This window comes from Pauljensenia hongkongensis (genome assembly GCF_001746855.1).
GTDB lineage: Bacteria > Actinomycetota > Actinomycetes > Actinomycetales > Actinomycetaceae > Pauljensenia > Pauljensenia hongkongensis.
In genome coordinates this window covers 191393-207779 of the sequence record NZ_CP017298.1, presented here as the reverse complement: position 1 = coordinate 207779, position 16387 = coordinate 191393, and the positions used below count along the sequence as shown (strand labels likewise).

Annotated in this window: 12 protein-coding genes, 1 tRNA gene and 1 pseudogene; 11 read left to right on the top strand and 3 right to left on the bottom strand. The window is 69.8% G+C overall.

The window, feature by feature from the left end; genetic code table 11:
* From BH719_RS09770 to BH719_RS00920, 3 genes and pseudogenes are all read left to right on the top strand, one after another.
* A pseudogene (locus tag BH719_RS09770) lies at nt 1-212 on the top strand (prolipoprotein diacylglyceryl transferase); the annotation flags it as partial.
* A gap of 90 nt (nt 213-302) precedes the next feature.
* Complete coding sequence (gene pyk / locus BH719_RS00925) at nt 303-1745, top strand: pyruvate kinase (RefSeq protein ID WP_081691908.1); 1443 nt, start codon at nt 303-305, stop codon at nt 1743-1745.
* A 372-nt stretch (nt 1746-2117) separates the two neighbouring features.
* Nucleotides 2118-2333, top strand: coding sequence for a hypothetical protein (locus BH719_RS00920; RefSeq protein WP_009399974.1), 216 nt, complete (start codon nt 2118-2120; stop codon nt 2331-2333).
* A gap of 313 nt (nt 2334-2646) precedes the next feature.
* Here BH719_RS00920 and BH719_RS00915 read toward each other — a convergent pair.
* A tRNA-Leu gene (locus tag BH719_RS00915) sits at nt 2647-2720 on the bottom strand.
* Nucleotides 2721-2783: 63 nt separating this feature from the next.
* Between BH719_RS00915 and BH719_RS00910 the strand changes: the two genes are divergently transcribed.
* The gene (locus BH719_RS00910) at nt 2784-3374 is read left to right on the top strand and encodes an ANTAR domain-containing response regulator (protein ID WP_009399973.1); all 591 of its coding nucleotides are present in this window, start codon (nt 2784-2786) and stop codon (nt 3372-3374) included.
* A gap of 50 nt (nt 3375-3424) precedes the next feature.
* Here the strand turns inward: BH719_RS00910 and BH719_RS00905 are convergent, their stop codons facing one another.
* Entirely contained in the window at nt 3425-3874 is a 450-nt protein-coding gene (locus BH719_RS00905; protein ID WP_034219455.1) for a PaaI family thioesterase, read from the bottom strand.
* On the opposite strand from BH719_RS00905, the gene polA reads away from it, so the two are divergent.
* Both polA and rpsA read left to right on the top strand, forming a co-directional pair.
* Nucleotides 3873-6605 carry a DNA polymerase I gene (gene polA / locus BH719_RS00900; RefSeq protein WP_173647168.1) on the top strand — a complete coding sequence of 911 codons (2733 nt, stop codon included), beginning with the start codon at nt 3873-3875 and terminating at the stop codon, nt 6603-6605. The two genes, BH719_RS00905 and polA, sit on opposite strands and share 2 nt — an antisense overlap.
* 169 nt (nt 6606-6774) lie before the next feature.
* The gene (gene rpsA / locus BH719_RS00895) at nt 6775-8214 is read left to right on the top strand and encodes a 30S ribosomal protein S1 (RefSeq protein ID WP_009399970.1); all 1440 of its coding nucleotides are present in this window, start codon (nt 6775-6777) and stop codon (nt 8212-8214) included.
* 501 nt (nt 8215-8715) lie between these two features.
* Here the strand turns inward: rpsA and brnQ are convergent.
* Entirely contained in the window at nt 8716-10062 is a 1347-nt protein-coding gene (gene brnQ, locus BH719_RS00890; protein ID WP_009399968.1) for a branched-chain amino acid transport system II carrier protein, read from the bottom strand.
* A gap of 45 nt (nt 10063-10107) precedes the next feature.
* Here brnQ and coaE point away from each other — a divergent pair, with 45 nt between their 5' ends.
* From coaE to BH719_RS09915, 5 genes are all read left to right on the top strand, one after another.
* Entirely contained in the window at nt 10108-10845 is a 738-nt protein-coding gene (coaE, locus tag BH719_RS00885; RefSeq protein WP_245683295.1) for a dephospho-CoA kinase, read from the top strand.
* A gap of 9 nt (nt 10846-10854) precedes the next feature.
* Entirely contained in the window at nt 10855-12927 is a 2073-nt protein-coding gene (gene uvrB, locus BH719_RS00880; protein ID WP_009399965.1) for an excinuclease ABC subunit UvrB, read from the top strand.
* 203 nt (nt 12928-13130) lie between these two features.
* Nucleotides 13131-14183, top strand: a complete 1053-nt coding sequence (locus BH719_RS00875; RefSeq protein WP_009399962.1) for a TerC/Alx family metal homeostasis membrane protein — start codon at nt 13131-13133, stop codon at nt 14181-14183.
* Nucleotides 14180-15178 (top strand): TerC/Alx family metal homeostasis membrane protein, encoded by a 999-nt coding sequence (locus tag BH719_RS00870; protein WP_009399960.1) that lies wholly within the window; start codon nt 14180-14182, stop codon nt 15176-15178. The genes BH719_RS00875 and BH719_RS00870 overlap by 4 nt, the downstream gene beginning before the upstream one ends.
* Nucleotides 15171-16387, top strand: a 1217-nt coding sequence (locus BH719_RS09915) for an HAD-IC family P-type ATPase (RefSeq protein WP_009399958.1), incomplete at its 3' end; no start/stop codon positions are given. The genes BH719_RS00870 and BH719_RS09915, both read left to right, overlap by 8 nt.

The window sequence follows — 16387 nt, the reverse complement described above, 5'->3', positions numbered from 1 at the left end:
CCGACGGGGACGGAGCGCCCGCTGCTCCCGAGGGCGGTCCGCGGGCCGACTCCGCCGACCCACTCGAAGGGGAGGCGCTCACGGCTGCCGACGGCGCCGGTACCCCGGAGGGGACGGCCGCGGTCGGGTCCGGCGCGCCTCGTGCGGACAGTCCTGGCAGCGCCCTGACCGGCGGGAACGACGGGGAGGACGCGGGGCCGGACCGCGACTGAGGCGATCCGGTCGGCGCAATGGGGACTATCACGTCCGCCTCCGACGATTCACCGGGAACGGACGTTCCCGTCCACGCTATTATCGTCTATATGCGCCGAGCTAAGATTGTCTGCACTATTGGTCCCGCGACCGACTCGCCGGAGCAGATCCAAGCACTGGTTGACGCCGGAATGGATGTCGCGCGTATCAACCGGTCCCATGGAAATGCCGAGGAGCACGAGGCCGTCATCGCACGCGTCCGCACGGCGTCCCAGACGTCGGGACGCGCCATCGCCGTCCTGGTCGACCTCCAGGGGCCCAAGATCCGTCTCGAGACCTTCGCCGATGGGCCCCAGGAACTCGCCGTGGGCGACACCTTCACCATCACCACCCGTGATGTGCCCGGCACGAAGGAGCTGGTCGGCACCACGTTCAAGGGCCTGCCGGGCGATTGCGCCCCCGGCGACCGCCTGCTCATCGACGACGGGAACGTGGCGGTCCGCGTCGTCGAGGTCACCGACACCGATGTCACGACGCGCGTCGAAGTCCCCGGGACCGTATCGGACCACAAGGGCCTCAACCTGCCGGGCGTCGCCGTCTCCGTCCCCGCACTGTCGGAGAAGGACAAGGAGGACCTGCGGTGGGGCATCCGCCAGGACGCCGACTTCATCGCCCTGTCCTTCGTGCGCAGTGCGGCAGACATCGAGGACGTGCACGCGATCATGGACGAGGAGGGCAAGCGCATCCCCGTCATCGCGAAGATCGAGAAGCCCCAGGCGGTCGACGCCCTGGAGGGGATCGTCGACGCCTTCGACGGCATCATGGTCGCGCGCGGCGACCTCGGTGTGGAGATGCCCCTGGAGGCGGTGCCCCTGGTCCAGAAGCGCGCCATCGAACTCGCCCGCATCGCGGGAAAGCCCGTCATCGTCGCCACCCAGGTCATGGACTCCATGATCAAGAACCCCCGTCCCACCCGCGCCGAGGCGTCCGACTGCGCGAACGCGATCCTGGACGGAGCCGACGCGGTCATGCTCTCCGGCGAGACCTCGGTGGGGGCTTTCCCCATCGAGACGGTCCGGACGATGGCCCGCATCATCGAGGCCACCGAGGAGGAGGGCGGCGAGCGCATCGCCACCATCCCCGGGTACTACGCGTCTGACCGGGCCGCCGTGATCTGCGAGGCGGCGGGCAAGATCGCCGAGCACCTCGAGGCGAGGTACCTGGTGACCTTCACCCAGTCCGGGCGCAGCGCCCGCCTCATGTCGCGCATGCGCCGCGCCATCCCGATGCTCGCCTTCACCCCTTTGGAGTCCACCCGCAGGCAGTTGGCCCTGTCGTGGGGCATCCGGGCCTACAGGGTCCCCGAAGTGCGCCACACCGACGACATGGTGTGGCAGGTCGACCAGGTGGCCCAGACCTCGCGCCTGGCTGAGATCGGCGACCAACTGGTCCTCATCGCGGGCATGCCCCCGGGGACGCCGGGCTCGTCGAACATGCTGCGCATCCACAACATCGGTGACGAGGCGGACTACTCGATCGGAGGCACCCGCTAGTCGTACCGCGACGCGGGGGGCGCCGGGTTTCCGGCGCCCCTCTGCTCATGCGCCCGGCCGGGACTGATCGGCTGTGGCGGGGGAGTGCTCGTCCTCGTACGCGCCGCCGACGGGGGCGCGCCGTTCTTGGAACACCGCCACTGCCCAGGGCCCTCGGAGCAACCGCCACGTCATGGTCCTCGGAATTGGGGGGCTGGGGGTGACAAGGGCCCGTGGATGCGCTAGAGTACATGACTACGCGTGATGCGCGTTGGGGGATCGGGCCAAAGGGGACCCAGTCCTGCGGCCGTGCGGCCGCGAATGAGAAGCGCCCCAGTTGCCTGTGCGGGTCAAGCACATACTGCGGGCGCGACCGGAAATGATGGAGGAGAAATGAATACAGATATCCGGACCGTGTCGGTCCACGACACACTGTTCGGCCGTGTGGCCAACAACCTGGAGGTCGCGCAACTGTCGCACGCTGTGGCGCCTTGGTTCGCCGACTTCCACGATTCGAGGATCGCGAAAGCGATCGCGGACCTCGATGAGCCCGAACTGCGCGGGAAGGCGGCCGAGTACCTCGGCCTCGAAGTCACCCCGGTCGCGTGAGGGAGAAAGCGAACGGCCCCGAGCTACTGCTCGGGGCCTTGCTTTATCCGCGTCCGCTCTTCGCATCCAGGGGCCGGGGCCTTCATCGTCGGCGCCGGAGGGCCGACCCGTTCCCGGCGTCGGCGCATGGGCTGCGCGTAGAGGCTCCGGGGCACTGGGGCCCGTCCCCTCCGGGTCCGACCAGGGCCCTCCGGGTGCCGAGGGGGCAGCCGGAGCCCGCGGAGGACTCCTCTGTTGTGGCGTGGCGCGCACAGTCAATGCCAGCAACGCGGCCTGTGAACCGGTACCATGATGCCACGGCCACCAAGGGCGGTACCCCGAGTGGGATTCGAACCCACAACAAGCCGGGTTTGAGCCGACCGCCTCTGCCAGTTGGGCTATCGGGGCTTACGCGCTGCGTAGGTACACAATAGAATAGTTGAACAAACCGATCAAACCGAGGAACACGATATGACTGAAGAGCAGACCGAGCCGCGTCGCGTACTCGTCGCCGAGGACGAGGGGCTTATCCGTCTCGACATCGTCGAGACGCTGACGTCGGCCGGGTTCGACGTCGTCGGCGAGGCGGCCGACGGCGAGGAAGCGGTCCAGCTGGCGCTCGACCTGGAGCCGGACCTGTGCGTCATGGACGTCAAGATGCCGAAGATGGACGGCATCACCGCAGCGGAGAAGATCCTCCAGGAGCTCTCCTGCGCGGTCGTCATGCTCACGGCGTTCTCGCAGACCGAACTGGTGGAGCGCGCGCGGGACGCGGGGGCGATGGCTTATGTCGTCAAGCCCTTCAGCCCCGCGGACCTGATCCCCGCAGTCGAGATCGCGCTCAGCCGCCACGCGGAGATCGAGTCCCTGGAGGACCAGGTCGCCGACCTCACCGACCGCTTCGAGACCCGTAAACGCGTCGACCGCGCGAAGGGCCTGCTCATGAAGAACATGGGGATGAGCGAACCGGAGGCGTTCCGGTGGATCCAGAAGACGTCCATGGACCGCAGGCTCTCGATGCGGGAGGTCGCGGACGCGATCATCAACCAAGTGGACGACTGAGGCCCGGGCCCTGGCGCCGTTGGACGGACGGCGGCGCCCGGGCCCGCCCGTCACCGCCGCATGAGGATCCTGTTGGTGATGCGGGCGCAGGATATGAGGCGCCCGTCCTCGTCGCGCACCTCGACGGTGTGGACGGTGGAGGTGCGGCCCAGGTGCGCTGCGGTCGCCACGGCGGTGACCCGCCCCCCGCGCCCGGCTGCGACGTGGGACGCCGAGAGCTCGGTCCCCACCGCGTAGGCCCCGCCCCCGGGGTGGAGGTCGTCGGCGTGGGCGCACGCGGCGAAGGAGCCCGCCGTCTCCGCCAGCGCGGCGCTGGCGCCGCCGTGCAGTATCCCTCCGTTCTGGAGGTTCCCCGCCACTGGCATGGAGACCACGGTCCTGCGCGCCGTGTGCTCGAGGACCTCCATGCCCGTGAGCTCCATGAGAGTGCCGGGCCACGAGGCGCCGACCCAGTGGCGGGCGGCGTCGGAGGGTGTTTTCGTCTGGTCTGATGGTGCCATGGCATCTAGGGTGTCATGTGTGAGTGACACTGTGCTGATCATCGACGGCCATTCGATGGCGTACCGCGCGTTCTACGCCCTGCCCGCGGACAAATTCGTGACGACGACGGGGCGCTGCACGAACGCCGTCTACGGTTTCGTGTCGATGCTCACGCGCCTGCTGGAGCAGGAGCGGCCCACCCACGTTGCCGTCGCCTTCGACCTGTCCCGCCATTCCTTCCGCACCGACGAGTACCCGGAGTACAAGGGCACGCGCGACGCGACGCCGGAGGAGTTCAAGGGCCAGGTCGAACTCATCGGGCAGGTGCTCGGCGCCATGGGCATCACGAGCCTCACGAAGGAGCGCTACGAGGCGGACGACATCCTGGCCACCGTGGCGCGCAGGGGCGCCGAGGCGGGCATGCGCGTCCTGGTGGTGTCGGGCGACCGCGATTCCTTCCAGACCGTGGGCGAGCGCGTCACGGTGCTCTACCCGGGCACCGGACCGGGGGACCTGAGGCGCATGGATCCGGCTGCGGTCGAGGCGAAGTACGGCGTCCCCCCGCACCGCTACCCGGAGGTCGCGGCCCTGGTGGGCGAGGCCAGCGACAACCTGCCGGGAGTGCCGGGGGTCGGGCCGAAGACCGCCGCGCAGTGGATCGCCCGCTTCGACGGGCTGGACAACCTGCTGGCGCGGGCGGACGAGGTCGGCGGCAAGCGCGGGCAGGCCCTGCGCGACCACGCCGACGAAGTCCGCCGCAACCGCAGGCTCAACCGCCTCGTCGACGACCTCGACCTGGGAGTGGGCATCGACGACCTGCGCAGGGGGCCCACCGACTTCGCGGAGATCCAGTCCCTCTTCGACGCGCTCGAGTTCGGTTCGCTGCGCCGGAGGGTCCGCCAGGTCGCCCACGTGGGGCGCGCCGGAGCGGAGGGGGCACGTGGGGCCGACGCGCCGGCGGGCGGCAACGGGGGGCCGGACGTCGCCGTGGGGGCGTGCCAGGAGGACACCGACATCGCCCAGTGGGCGCGGGACAACGCCCCGGTCGCCGTCCTGGTGGAGGGGGACCCGCGCGCCGTCTCGGGCCGCGTGGACCGGCTCGCCCTGGCGGGCGCGCGCCGCGCCCTGGTCATCGACCCGGCGCTGCTCACCCCCGCGCAAGTGGACCAGGTCGGGGGCGTGCTGGCCGGCGCAGTGGCCGTGGTCCACGACTGGAAGGGCACCGCGCACGCCCTGCGGGCCCAGGGCTGGACCCTGGGGGAGGAGTGCTTCGACGTCATGCTCGCCGCCTACCTGGTCGCCCCCGACCAGCGGTCCTACGCCGCCGCCGACCTGGTCGGCAGGGTCCTGGGCCTCGACGTGGGCGGGGGCGCCCCCGACGACGCGCTCTTCGACCTGGCGGCCGAGGGGGAGGGGCCCGGCGTGGCCGGGGCCCGCCTCGGGCGACTGTGCGCCGCCCTGCACCCCCTGCGGGCCGAGCTGGGGGAGGCCCTGCGCGGCAGCGGGGAGGCGGGCCTCCTCTCCGATGTCGAGATGCCCACGGCGGCCGTCCTGGCGGGCATGGAGAGGGTGGGGATCGGAGTCGACTCGGCCCGCCTGGGCGCGCTGTCGGACGAGCTCGGCGGCGACGTGGAGCGGGCGCGCGAAGGGGCGCTGGCCGTCCTGGGGCGCGAGGTGAACCTGTCGAGCCCCAAGCAGTTGCAGGAGGTGCTCTTCGAGCACTTCGGCCTGCCCCGGACCCGCAGGACGAAGACCGGGTACACGACGAACGCCGAGGCCCTGCAGGACCTCTACGCCAAGACTGCGGAGCGCGGTGGCGACGGCCACGAGTTCCTGGGGCACCTGCTGGCCCACCGCGACCGCATCAAGCTCAAGCAGATGGTGGACTCCCTGATCGCCTCCGTGGCCGACGACGGGCGCATCCACACGACCTTCTCCCAGGTGGCGGCCGCCACGGGCCGATTGGCGTCGGCGGATCCGAATCTGCAGAACATCCCGGCGCGCAGCGCGGACGGGATGCGGATCCGGGGCGGTTTCGTGGCCGGACCGGGCTTCGAGGCGCTCATGAGCGCCGACTACTCCCAGATCGAGATGCGCATCATGGCCCACCTGTCCCAGGACGAGGGACTCATCGGGGCGTTCAACTCGGGGGAGGACCTGCACCGGACCATGGCCTCCATGGTGTTCGGCACGCCGGTCGCCGAAGTCACCGCCCAGCAGCGCTCCCGCATCAAGGCCACGTCCTACGGCCTGGCCTACGGGCTGTCGAAGTACGGCCTGTCCAAGCAGCTCGGCATCCCCGTTCCCGAGGCGGCCGCCCTGCGCGAACGCTACTTCGAGCGCTTCGGCGGCGTGCGCGACTACCTGGAGTCGCTGGTGGACCAGGCGCGCTCGCGCGGCTACACGGAGACGATGTACCACAGGCGCCGCTACCTGCCCGACCTGGGCAGCGACAACCGGCAGCGCCGGGAGATGGCCGAGCGCGCCGCGCTCAACGCCCCCATCCAGGGCAGCGCCGCGGACATCATGAAACTGGCGATGATCGGCGTCGTCGGAGCCCTCGGCCGGGCGGGCCTGCGCTCGCGCGTCCTGGTGCAGATCCACGACGAGCTGCTGGTCGAGGTGGCACCGGGGGAGCGCGAGCGGGTCGAGGAGGCCGTGCGCCAGGAGATGGCGGGCGTCGCCTCCCTGAGGGTCCCCCTGGACGTGTCAGTGGGGGTGGGGCCGTCCTGGCAGGAGGCGGCGCACTGAGGGCGCCTCCAGCGACCAATGCCACGTCGCGCTTGGGGACAAGGGCCTAGGCGCCTGTGAGAAACCTGATAGGGTGATAGCAGTGCCCGGGGTGGACTGCACCCGTAGTCGGCCCCGGTCGCTGGAATTGTCCACCCAACTACCCAGTCCACTTCGGAGAAACTACTACATGACCACGAATACGCCGCAGGTCGCGATCAACGACATCGGATCGACTGAAGATCTGCTCGCCGCCATTGACGAGACCATCAAATATTTCAACGATGGCGACATCGTCGAGGGCACTGTCGTCAAGGTCGACCACGATGAGGTCCTCCTCGACATCGGCTATAAGACTGAGGGCGTGATCCTCTCTCGCGAGCTGTCCATCAAGCACGACGTCAACCCGGACGACGTCGTCGCCGTCGGCGACCAGGTTGAGGCGCTTGTGCTCCAGAAGGAGGACAAGGAGGGCCGTCTGCTGCTGTCCAAGAAGCGCGCCCAGTACGAGCGCGCCTGGGGGCAGATCGAGAAGGTCAAGGAAGAGGACGGCGTCGTCACCGGCACCGTCATCGAGGTCGTCAAGGGCGGCCTGATCCTCGACATCGGCCTGCGCGGCTTCCTGCCGGCCTCGCTGGTCGAGATGCGCCGCGTCCGCGACCTCGCGCCCTACATCGGCCGCGAGCTGGACGCGAAGATCATCGAACTCGACAAGAACCGCAACAACGTGGTCCTGTCGCGCCGCGCCTGGCTGGAGCAGACCCAGTCCGAGGTGCGCACGAACTTCCTGCACACCCTGCAGAAGGGCCAGGTCCGCACGGGCACCGTCTCCTCGATCGTCAACTTCGGCGCGTTCGTGGACCTGGGCGGCGTCGACGGCCTCGTCCACGTCTCCGAGCTGTCCTGGAAGCACATCGACCACCCCTCCGAGGTCGTCGAGGTCGGCCAGGAGGTCACCGTCGAGGTGCTCGACGTGGACATGGACCGCGAGCGCGTGTCCCTGTCGCTCAAGGCGACCCAGGAGGATCCGTGGCAGGCCTTCGCCCGCACGCACGCGATCGGCCAGGTCGTGCCCGGCAAGGTCACCAAGCTGGTCCCCTTCGGCGCCTTCGTGCGCGTCGAGGACGGCATCGAGGGCCTGGTGCACATCTCCGAGCTGGCCCAGCGCCACATCGAGCTGCCCGACCAAGTCGTCAAGGTCAACGAGGAGGTCTTCGTCAAGGTCATCGACATCGACTTGGACCGCCGCCGCATCTCCCTGTCCCTCAAGCAGGCCAACGAGGGCGTGGACCCGAACTCGGAGGAGTTCGATCCGTCGCTGTACGGCATGGCCGCCGAGTACGACGAGGACGGCAACTACAAGTACCCCGAGGGCTTCGACCCGGAGACCCAGGAGTGGATCGAGGGCTTCGAGGCCCAGCGCGAGGCCTGGGAGAACCAGTACACGGAGGCCCAGGCCCGCTGGGAGGCCCACAAGGCGCAGGTCCGCCGGGCGCTGGAGGAGGACGCGGATTCTGCTCCGTCCATCCAGGAGCAGGCCTCCTACTCCACGCCGGTCGACTCCGAGGGCACGCTGGCCTCCGACGAGGCCCTGGCCGCCCTGCGCGAGAAGCTCACCAACAACAACTGAATCGGCGCGTCGCGCATGTGAACGCGTGAGCGGTGGCCCCGGAATATCCGGGGCCACCGCTTTGTCCACGTCCGGGCTGATGATGTGTGGCGGTAATGCGAAGAGTGTTGTGCCGCAACGGAGCATCAGTCCGCGGTTGCCGTTGGCGGCCCTGGATCCGTCCGGGGCCGCCGGTGCTGGCGGGGCATCGGGGTAGGGAACCACACATTGGGGTAGGCAAATTACCTACTCCGATGACCCGTTGCCTACCCCAATCGCCCTTTGCCTGCTCCGATGCGGGGCCCCTCCCCAATGCGTTGCCCACCCCGATGACCAATTGCCTACCCCAATGGCCCCTTGCCTGCCCCGATGCGGGGCCCCTCCCCAATGCGTTGCCCGCCCCGATGACCAATTGCCCACCCCGATGCTGGCCGACGACCCGTCCTCGAGCACGGGGAGGTGGGCGGCCAGGCACACGGTCTGGGTGCCGTCCGCCCCACGCCTCGAGCGCAGGGATCCGGTTCACGCATCGCGCCGCGCCACGGCCAGGTCGGCGGCCAGGCCGACCGCGAAGGCGAGGGCGGTGGGAACGATCCAGCCGAGTTGCAGATCCTGCCACGGGCTCACCGAGAGCAGCGCCCGCAGCTGCCCCAGCGGCGCCGCCGCGGCGAGAGCGCTGGCCCCCGACCAGATCGCAGCGGCCCACGCCGAGGCGCGGAACGCCCACAGCCCGGGCGTCGTCAGGCGCAGAGGGCGCGTGAGGATCGTCGTGAACACGATGGTGATGGCGATCGGGTAGAGGAAGGTGATGATGGGGACCGCGACGGCCAGCACGGAGTTCAGGCCCGCAGCCGCGAGAACGAAGGAGATCACGGTGAAGGCGGCCATCCACGCCCGGTAGGGCACGACCGGGAGCAGGCGGTGGAAGAACTCGGAGGTCGCCGCGATGAGGCCCACAGCCGTCGTCATGCACGCGGTGAGGACGATCAATCCGAAGACGACCTGCCCCGGCCATCCGATGGTCATCTGCGCGGCGTCGGCCAGCAGGCTGGCGCCGTCGGTGTACTCCTGGCCGCCGGGCATCACGTGCCCGATCAGTCCGAGGCCGACGTAGACCAGCGCCAGCAGCGCCCCCGCGATGAGTGCCGTCACGGAGGTGCGGCGCACCATCTTGGCCCCGATGCCGCCCCCTGTGCGCTCCAGGGAGGTGACCACCACGATGCCGAAGGCGAGCGCCGCAATCGAGTCCATCGTCATGTACCCGTCCAGCAGACCGGATGTGAGGGGCGCGCTCGCGTAGGCGGCGGTCGGCGCGGAAGTCGAGGCCGGCAGGTTCGCCAACGACAGGAACACCAGCAGCACCAGGAGCACGAGCAGCAAGGGCGTGAGGACCTTGCCCAGCGAGTCGGTGATGGACCGGGGGTTCCACGACAGGAAGAGCGCGACTCCGAAGAAAACGACGTTGAAGAGCGTCGAGGCCAATGACGAGGACCAGCCCGTCAAGGGCGCGATCGCCGTGGAGAAGGACACGGCCCCCGTGCGCGGCAGCGCGTAGAAGGCTCCGATGGACAAGTAGACGAGGCCGGGGAAAACGATGCCGAAGACCCGGCCTCCCCTGGACGCCAGATCCCGCAGGTCGGTGCCCGACAGGGCGATCGTGATGATGGACAGCACGGGCAGCGCGACCGCGCCGATCAGGAAGCCCGTCATCGCCCACGGGAAACTGGTGCCCGCGTTCGCCCCCATGATCGGCGGGAATATGAGGTTCCCGGCGCCGAAGAACATGGAGAACAGGGTGAGCGAGGTGGCGATCAGCAGCCCGGTCCTGTTCGGGGCGGCGGTCGTGTTCGTGTTCGTATGCGTCGGCACTGTCCTGGGGCCTCGTGAGCGGTCGATGTCTGCGTCGATTCTGGCATGGGCGGGCGCCGGTGCCAAACGGGGAATACCCTGGGCGGATGGACCAGATCGTCATCGGGGGCGCCCGAGCCCGCCTCGTGCGCCCCCTGCCGCCCCCGCCCGCGGCGGGCCCGGCCCGCGTCGTCGCGCTCACCGGGGGCATCGGCTCGAGCAAGTCCACGGCCGCCCGCGAGATGGAGCGCAGGGGGGGCTGTCCTCGCCGACGCGGACGCGCTCGCCCGCGAGGTCGTCGCCCCTGGGACCCCTGTGCTCGCCCGTATCCGCGAGCGCTTCGGCGAGGACGTGGTCGGCGCCGACGGGGCCCTGGACCGGGCGGCGCTGGCGGCCCGTGTCTTCGGCGACGACGAGGCGGTGGCCGCGCTGGGGGCCATCACCCACCCCGCCATCGACGAGCGCGCCTGGGCGGTCCTGCGGGCCGCGCCCCGGGGGGCCGTCGCCGTCTACGACGTGCCGCTGCTCGTCGAGGGCGGGGGCGCAGGCCTCTTCGACGCCGTCGTCGTCGTGGACGCCCCCGTGGAGGAGCGCCTCGAGCGCCTGGCGGCCAGGGGAGTGGGTCGTGCGGACGCTCTGCGGCGCATGGCCTCCCAGGCCTCCGACGAGCAGAGGCGCGCGGTGGCGAGCGTTTGGATCGACAACTCGGGCACCGCCGACGAGCTGCGCGCGGTCGCCGCCGCTGTGCTCGCCCAGTGGCTGGCGCCCACCGGCCCGTCAGCGGGGGCGGGCGCTATGGCGTAGCGTAGGCGGGTGAGCGAAAAACCCGTCCTCCGCCAAGAGCGCCCCTTCGAAGTCGTCTCCGAGTACTCGCCGTCGGGGGACCAGCCCAAGGCGATCAAGGAACTCGCCTCCCGGATCCGCGACGGCGAGCAGGACGTGGTCCTCATGGGCGCGACCGGCACCGGCAAGAGCGCGACCACCGCGTGGCTCATCGAGGAGCTGCAGCGCCCCGCGCTCGTCCTCGAGCCCAACAAGACCCTGGCCGCCCAGCTGGCCGCCGAGTTCAGGGAACTGCTGCCGGGCAACGCCGTGGAGTACTTCGTCTCCTACTACGACTACTACCAGCCCGAGGCCTACGTCCCCCAGACCGACACGTTCATCGAGAAGGACTCCTCCATCAACGACGAGGTGGAGCGCCTGCGGCACAGCGCGACCAACTCCCTGCTCACCCGCCGCGACACGGTGGTCGTGTCCTCCGTGTCGTGCATCTACGGCCTGGGCACCCCCGAGGAGTACGTGGCGCGGATGATCGAGCTGGAGCGCGGCATGCGGATCGACCGGGACGCGCTGCTGCGCCGTTTCGTCGCCATGCAGTACGTGCGCAACGACATGGCCTTCACGCGCGGCACCTTCCGCGTGCGCGGCGACACCATCGAGATCATCCCGGTCTACGAGGAGCTCGCCATCCGGATCGAGATGTTCGGGGACGAGATCGACTCCCTGGCCGTGCTGCACCCCCTCACCGGCGATGTCATCGACGAGGTCGACCGCACCTACCTCTTCCCCGCCTCGCACTACGTCGCAGGGGAGGAGCGCATGAAGCGCGCGATCGGCACCATCGAGGAGGAGATGGAGGAGAGGGTCGCCTGGTTCGAGGGGCAGGGCAAGCTCCTCGAGGCCCAGCGCCTGCGCATGCGCACCACCTTCGACCTGGAGATGCTCCGCGAGATCGGGTCGTGCGCCGGGGTGGAGAACTACTCGCGCCACATCGACGGGCGGGGGCCCGGCACGCCCCCGCACACCCTGCTCGACTACTTCCCCGACGACTTCCTGCTCATCATCGACGAGTCCCACGTGACGGTCCCGCAGATCGGCGCCATGTTCGAGGGCGACATGTCCCGCAAACGCACCCTCGTCGACCACGGTTTCCGCCTGCCCTCCGCCATGGACAACAGGCCCCTCAAATGGGACGAGTTCACCGCGCGCATCGGCCAGACCGTGTACCTGTCCGCCACCCCCGGCCCCTACGAGCTCGACCGCTCCGACGGCGTCGTCGAGCAGATCATCCGGCCCACCGGCCTCGTCGACCCCCTCGTCACCGTCAAACCGACCGAAGGGCAGATCGACGACCTCCTCGAGCAGGTGCGCGCCCGCGTCGAGAAGGACGAACGGGTGCTGGTCACCACCCTCACGAAGAAGATGGCCGAGGAGCTCACCACCTACCTGGCCGAGCGCGGCGTCCGGGTCGAGTACCTGCACTCCGACGTCGACACCCTGCGCCGCGTGGAGCTTCTGCGCGAACTGCGCAAGGGGGCCTTCGACGTGCTCGTCGGCATCAACCTGCTGCGCGAGGGCCTCGACCTGCCCGAGGTCTCCCTCGTGTCCATCCTGGACGCCGACAAGGAGGGGTTCTTGCGCTCCACCCGGTCCCTGATCCAGACCATCGGCCGCGCCGCCCGCAACGTGTCCGGCGAGGTCCACATGTACGCCGACACCGTCACGGACTCCATGCGCGAGGCCCTGTCGGAGACGATGCGCAGGCGCGACCTGCAGATCGCCTACAACCGCGAGCACGGGATCGACCCCAAGCCTCTGCGCAAACGGATCGCGGACGTCACCGACATGCTGGCCCGCGAGCAGATCGACACGGAGTCCCTGCTCGAGGGCGGCTACCGCCGCGAGAAGACGGCTGCCGAGCGGACCGCGGCGGGCGCCCGGGGCGCCGCCGGGCGCGCCCAGGGGGACCTCGCCTCCCTCATCGAGGAGCTGTCCGAGCAGATGATGACGGCGGCCGCCCACCTGCAATTCGAACTCGCGGCGCGCCTGCGCGACGAGATCGAGGACCTCAAGAAGGAGCTGCGCGCCATGAAGCGCGCCCAGTAGGGCCGCGACGCACACCACCCGGACGGTGTCGTGCCCGCCCTGCGTCATCGGGTACCCTGGTTCCCGTTAGCGGAGGGGAGTACTTCCACCAACAGTGGCATCGTCACCACGACGGCCCAACGGCCTCCGGTGCCACCGGCCCGATCCCACCGGGGAGGGCGGAAGGAGACCTCCGGTACCCCAACCGTACCGGAGGAATATCTGTGGAGGTCCACGCCATCGGATGGGCCGCGCTGGCGGCGATCATCATCACCATGATCACCATCGACATAGTCGGCCACGTCCGAACCCCCCACGAGCCCACCATCCGCGAGGCCGCGTGGTGGTCGCTGGGCTACATCGGATTCGCCCTCGCCTTCGGCGGCCTCGTCTGGGCCGTCTGGGGCGCTGACTTCGGGCAGCAGTACTTCGCGGGCTATGTCACCGAGAAGGCCCTGTCCGTCGACAACCTGTTCGTGTTCGTGCTCATCATCACAGCCTTCCGCGTGCCCAGGAAGAACCAGCAGGAGGTCCTGCTGGCGGGGATCGTCATCGCCCTGGTCCTGCGCCTCGCCTTCATCCTGGTCGGCAAGGCCATGATCGAGAGCTGGTCGTGGGTGTTCTACCCTTTCGGCCTGTGGCTGCTGTGGACCGCGTTCTCACAGATCCGCGAGGGCGCTGAGGACCCCGACGCCCACCTGGACGAGGAGTACAGGCCCCCGTCCATCGTCAAGTGGGTCTCCCGGGTCGTCCCCGTCACCGACGGCTTCATCGGGGCGCGCATGCTCTACCGGCACGGCGGGCGCACCTACGTCACACCCCTGCTGCTGTGCGTCATCGCCATCGGCACGGCCGACGTCATGTTCGCCGTGGACTCGATCCCCGCGATCTACTCGCTGACCGTGGAGCCCTACCTGGTGTTCGCGGCCAACGCCTTCAGCCTGCTGGGCCTGCGCCAGTTGTACTTCCTCATCGACGGCCTCCTTGACCGCGTCGTCTACCTGCACTACGGGCTGGCGGCGATCCTGGGGTTCATCGGCTTCAAACTGGTCAACCACGCGCTGCACACCAACGAGCTGCCCTTCATCAACGGCGGCGAGCACTGGACCGCGGTCCCCGAGCCGTCTATCCCCTTCTCCCTGGGCTTCATCGTCGTCGTCATCGTCATCACCGTCGCCGCCTCCCTGGCCGTCTCGGCGGGGCGCCGGGCGAGGGCGCGGCAGGCGGAGGCGGAGCGCGCCCGGGAGGGGCACCGCGGGGGAGACGCCGCCCTATGACCGTCCACCCCTGGGCGTGGGCCGTCCTCGCCGTCATCGCGCTCGCGTTGTTCGCCTTCGACTTCGCGGGGCACGCGCGCAGGCCGCACCCGCCGTCGTCGGGGGAGGCGCTGCGGTGGACGCTGTTCTACGCGGGCCTCGCGGTGCTCTTCGGCATCGGGGTGTGGCTGGCCGCTGGCGCGGCCTACGCCCAGGAGTTCTACACGGGGTGGGCGATGGAGTGGTCGTTGTCGGTGGACAACCTCTTCGTCTTCATCCTCATCATGAAGTCGTTCCGCGTGCCCAGGGAGTACCAGCAGAAGGCCCTGCTCTTCGGCATCGTCATCGCCCTGGTCCTGCGCCTCGCCTTCATCCTGGCGGGGGCGGCGCTGGTGAGCCGCTTCTCCGCCGTGTTCCTGGTGTTCGGCCTGTGGCTGGAGTGGACGGCGTTCACGCAGATCCGCGAGGCGCTGCGGGGCAGGGACGGCGACGGGGAGGAGTACCGGGAGAACGGCTTCGTCCGCCGGGTGCGCCGCGTCCTGCCCGTCACCGACGGCTACACCGGCAACCGCTTCCTCCACCGCCACGGCGGGCGCACCTCCATCACCCCACTGTTCCTGGTGGTCATGGCGCTGGGCTCGGCGGACCTCATGTTCGCCTTCGACTCCATCCCCGCGATCTTCGGCGTCACCTCCGAGCCGTTCCTGGTCTTCTCGTGCACCGTGTTCGCCCTGATGGGGCTGCGCCAGCTGTTCTTCCTCGTCGACTCCCTGCTCTCCAGGCTCGTGTACCTGGGGTTCGGACTGGGCGCCATCCTCGCTTTCATCGGCGTCAAACTGATCCTCGAGGCCCTGCGCGGCGGCGCGCTGCCCTTCGTGGCCGGTGGCGCCCCGCTCACCGCCCTGCCCGAGATCTCCTCGGCCCTGTCCCTGTGCGTCGTCGTCTCCGTCCTGGCCGTGACGGTCGTCGCCTCCCTCGTCGCCAGCTCCACCAAGGAAGGAACAACGCGTGAGTAACGCCGTAACAACCACCGCAGGACTCACCGCCGCGCAAGTCGCGCAGCGGGTCTCCCTCGGCCAGGTGAACAAGGTGCGCGAGCAGACATCGCGTTCCCTGGCCGCCATCGTCCGGGAGAACGTGTTCACGCTGTTCAACGCGATCATCGTCGGGGCCAGCGTCATCGTCCTGCTCTTCGGGCACATCCAGGACGGCATCTTCGGCGGCGTCATGGTGATCAACGCGGTCATCGGCATCGTCTCCGAGCTGCGCGCCAAGCGGACCCTGGACGCCCTGGCCATCGTGGACGCCCCCCGCGCCCGTGTGGTGCGCGACTCCACCGCCCAGCAGATCCCCGCGGCCGAGGTGGTCCTCGACGACGTCGTCTCACTGGGCCTGGGCGACCAGGTCCCCGTCGACGGCGAGGCCCTGGAAGTCAACGGGCTCGAGGTCGACGAGTCCCTGCTCACTGGCGAGTCGCGCCCTGTGAAGAAGCAGGCGGGGGACCGGCTGCTGGCAGGAACCTCCGTGGTCGCCGGAGCGGGGGTGATGCGCGCCACCGCCGTGGGCGCCGACGTGTACGCCCAGGGGATCTCCGCCGCCGCCCGCCAGTTCACGCGCACCGTCTCCGAGATCCAGGCCTCCATCAACCGGGTCCTGCAGGTCGTCTCCTTCCTGCTGGTCCCCGTCGTCGTCCTGACGTTCTGGTCCCAGAACCGCGTCGCCGGAGCGGACGGCGGGGACTGGCGCAACGCCCTGGTCCTGTCGGTCGCCTCGATCATCGGGATGATCCCCCAGGGGCTCGTCCTGCTCACCTCCATGAACTTCGCGCTCGGCTCGGCCACGCTGGCGCGCCGCGGCGTGCTGGTCCAGGAACTGCCCGCGGTGGAGGTCCTGGCCCGCGTGGACGCGCTGTGCGTCGACAAGACGGGCACCCTGACCACGGGGGGCATCCGGGTGCGCTCCGTCGAGGTCCTGGCAGGGGACCGGGACCAGGTCCTCGGCGCGCTGGCCACCGCCTCGGCCGACCGCACGAACGCCACGGCCACCGCCATCGCCACCCACCTGGAGGCGGAAGGGGCACCCGCGCCGCTGGGCCCGCAGGCCTGGGGCGTGCCCTTCTCCTCGGCGCGCAAGTGGAGCGCGTGGGGCGACGGGCGCACCGCGTGGATCCTGGGCGCCCCGGAGATCGTCATCGACCGCGCCTCCGAGGGCGGGGCCCGTGCCCT

Coding starts and splice junctions, on each gene's coding strand:
- BH719_RS00910 (WP_009399973.1), top strand. CDS start 2,784: ATGACTGAAGAGCAGACCGAGCCGCGTCGCGTACTCGTCGCCGAGGAC.
- BH719_RS00905 (WP_034219455.1), bottom strand. CDS start 3,874: ATGGCACCATCAGACCAGACGAAAACACCCTCCGACGCCGCCCGCCAC.
- BH719_RS00920 (WP_009399974.1), top strand. CDS start 2,118: ATGAATACAGATATCCGGACCGTGTCGGTCCACGACACACTGTTCGGC.
- pyk (WP_081691908.1), top strand. CDS start 303: ATGCGCCGAGCTAAGATTGTCTGCACTATTGGTCCCGCGACCGACTCG.
- coaE (WP_245683295.1), top strand. CDS start 10,108: ATGGGCGGGCGCCGGTGCCAAACGGGGAATACCCTGGGCGGATGGACC.
- BH719_RS00870 (WP_009399960.1), top strand. CDS start 14,180: ATGACCGTCCACCCCTGGGCGTGGGCCGTCCTCGCCGTCATCGCGCTC.
- polA (WP_173647168.1), top strand. CDS start 3,873: ATGGCATCTAGGGTGTCATGTGTGAGTGACACTGTGCTGATCATCGAC.
- rpsA (WP_009399970.1), top strand. CDS start 6,775: ATGACCACGAATACGCCGCAGGTCGCGATCAACGACATCGGATCGACT.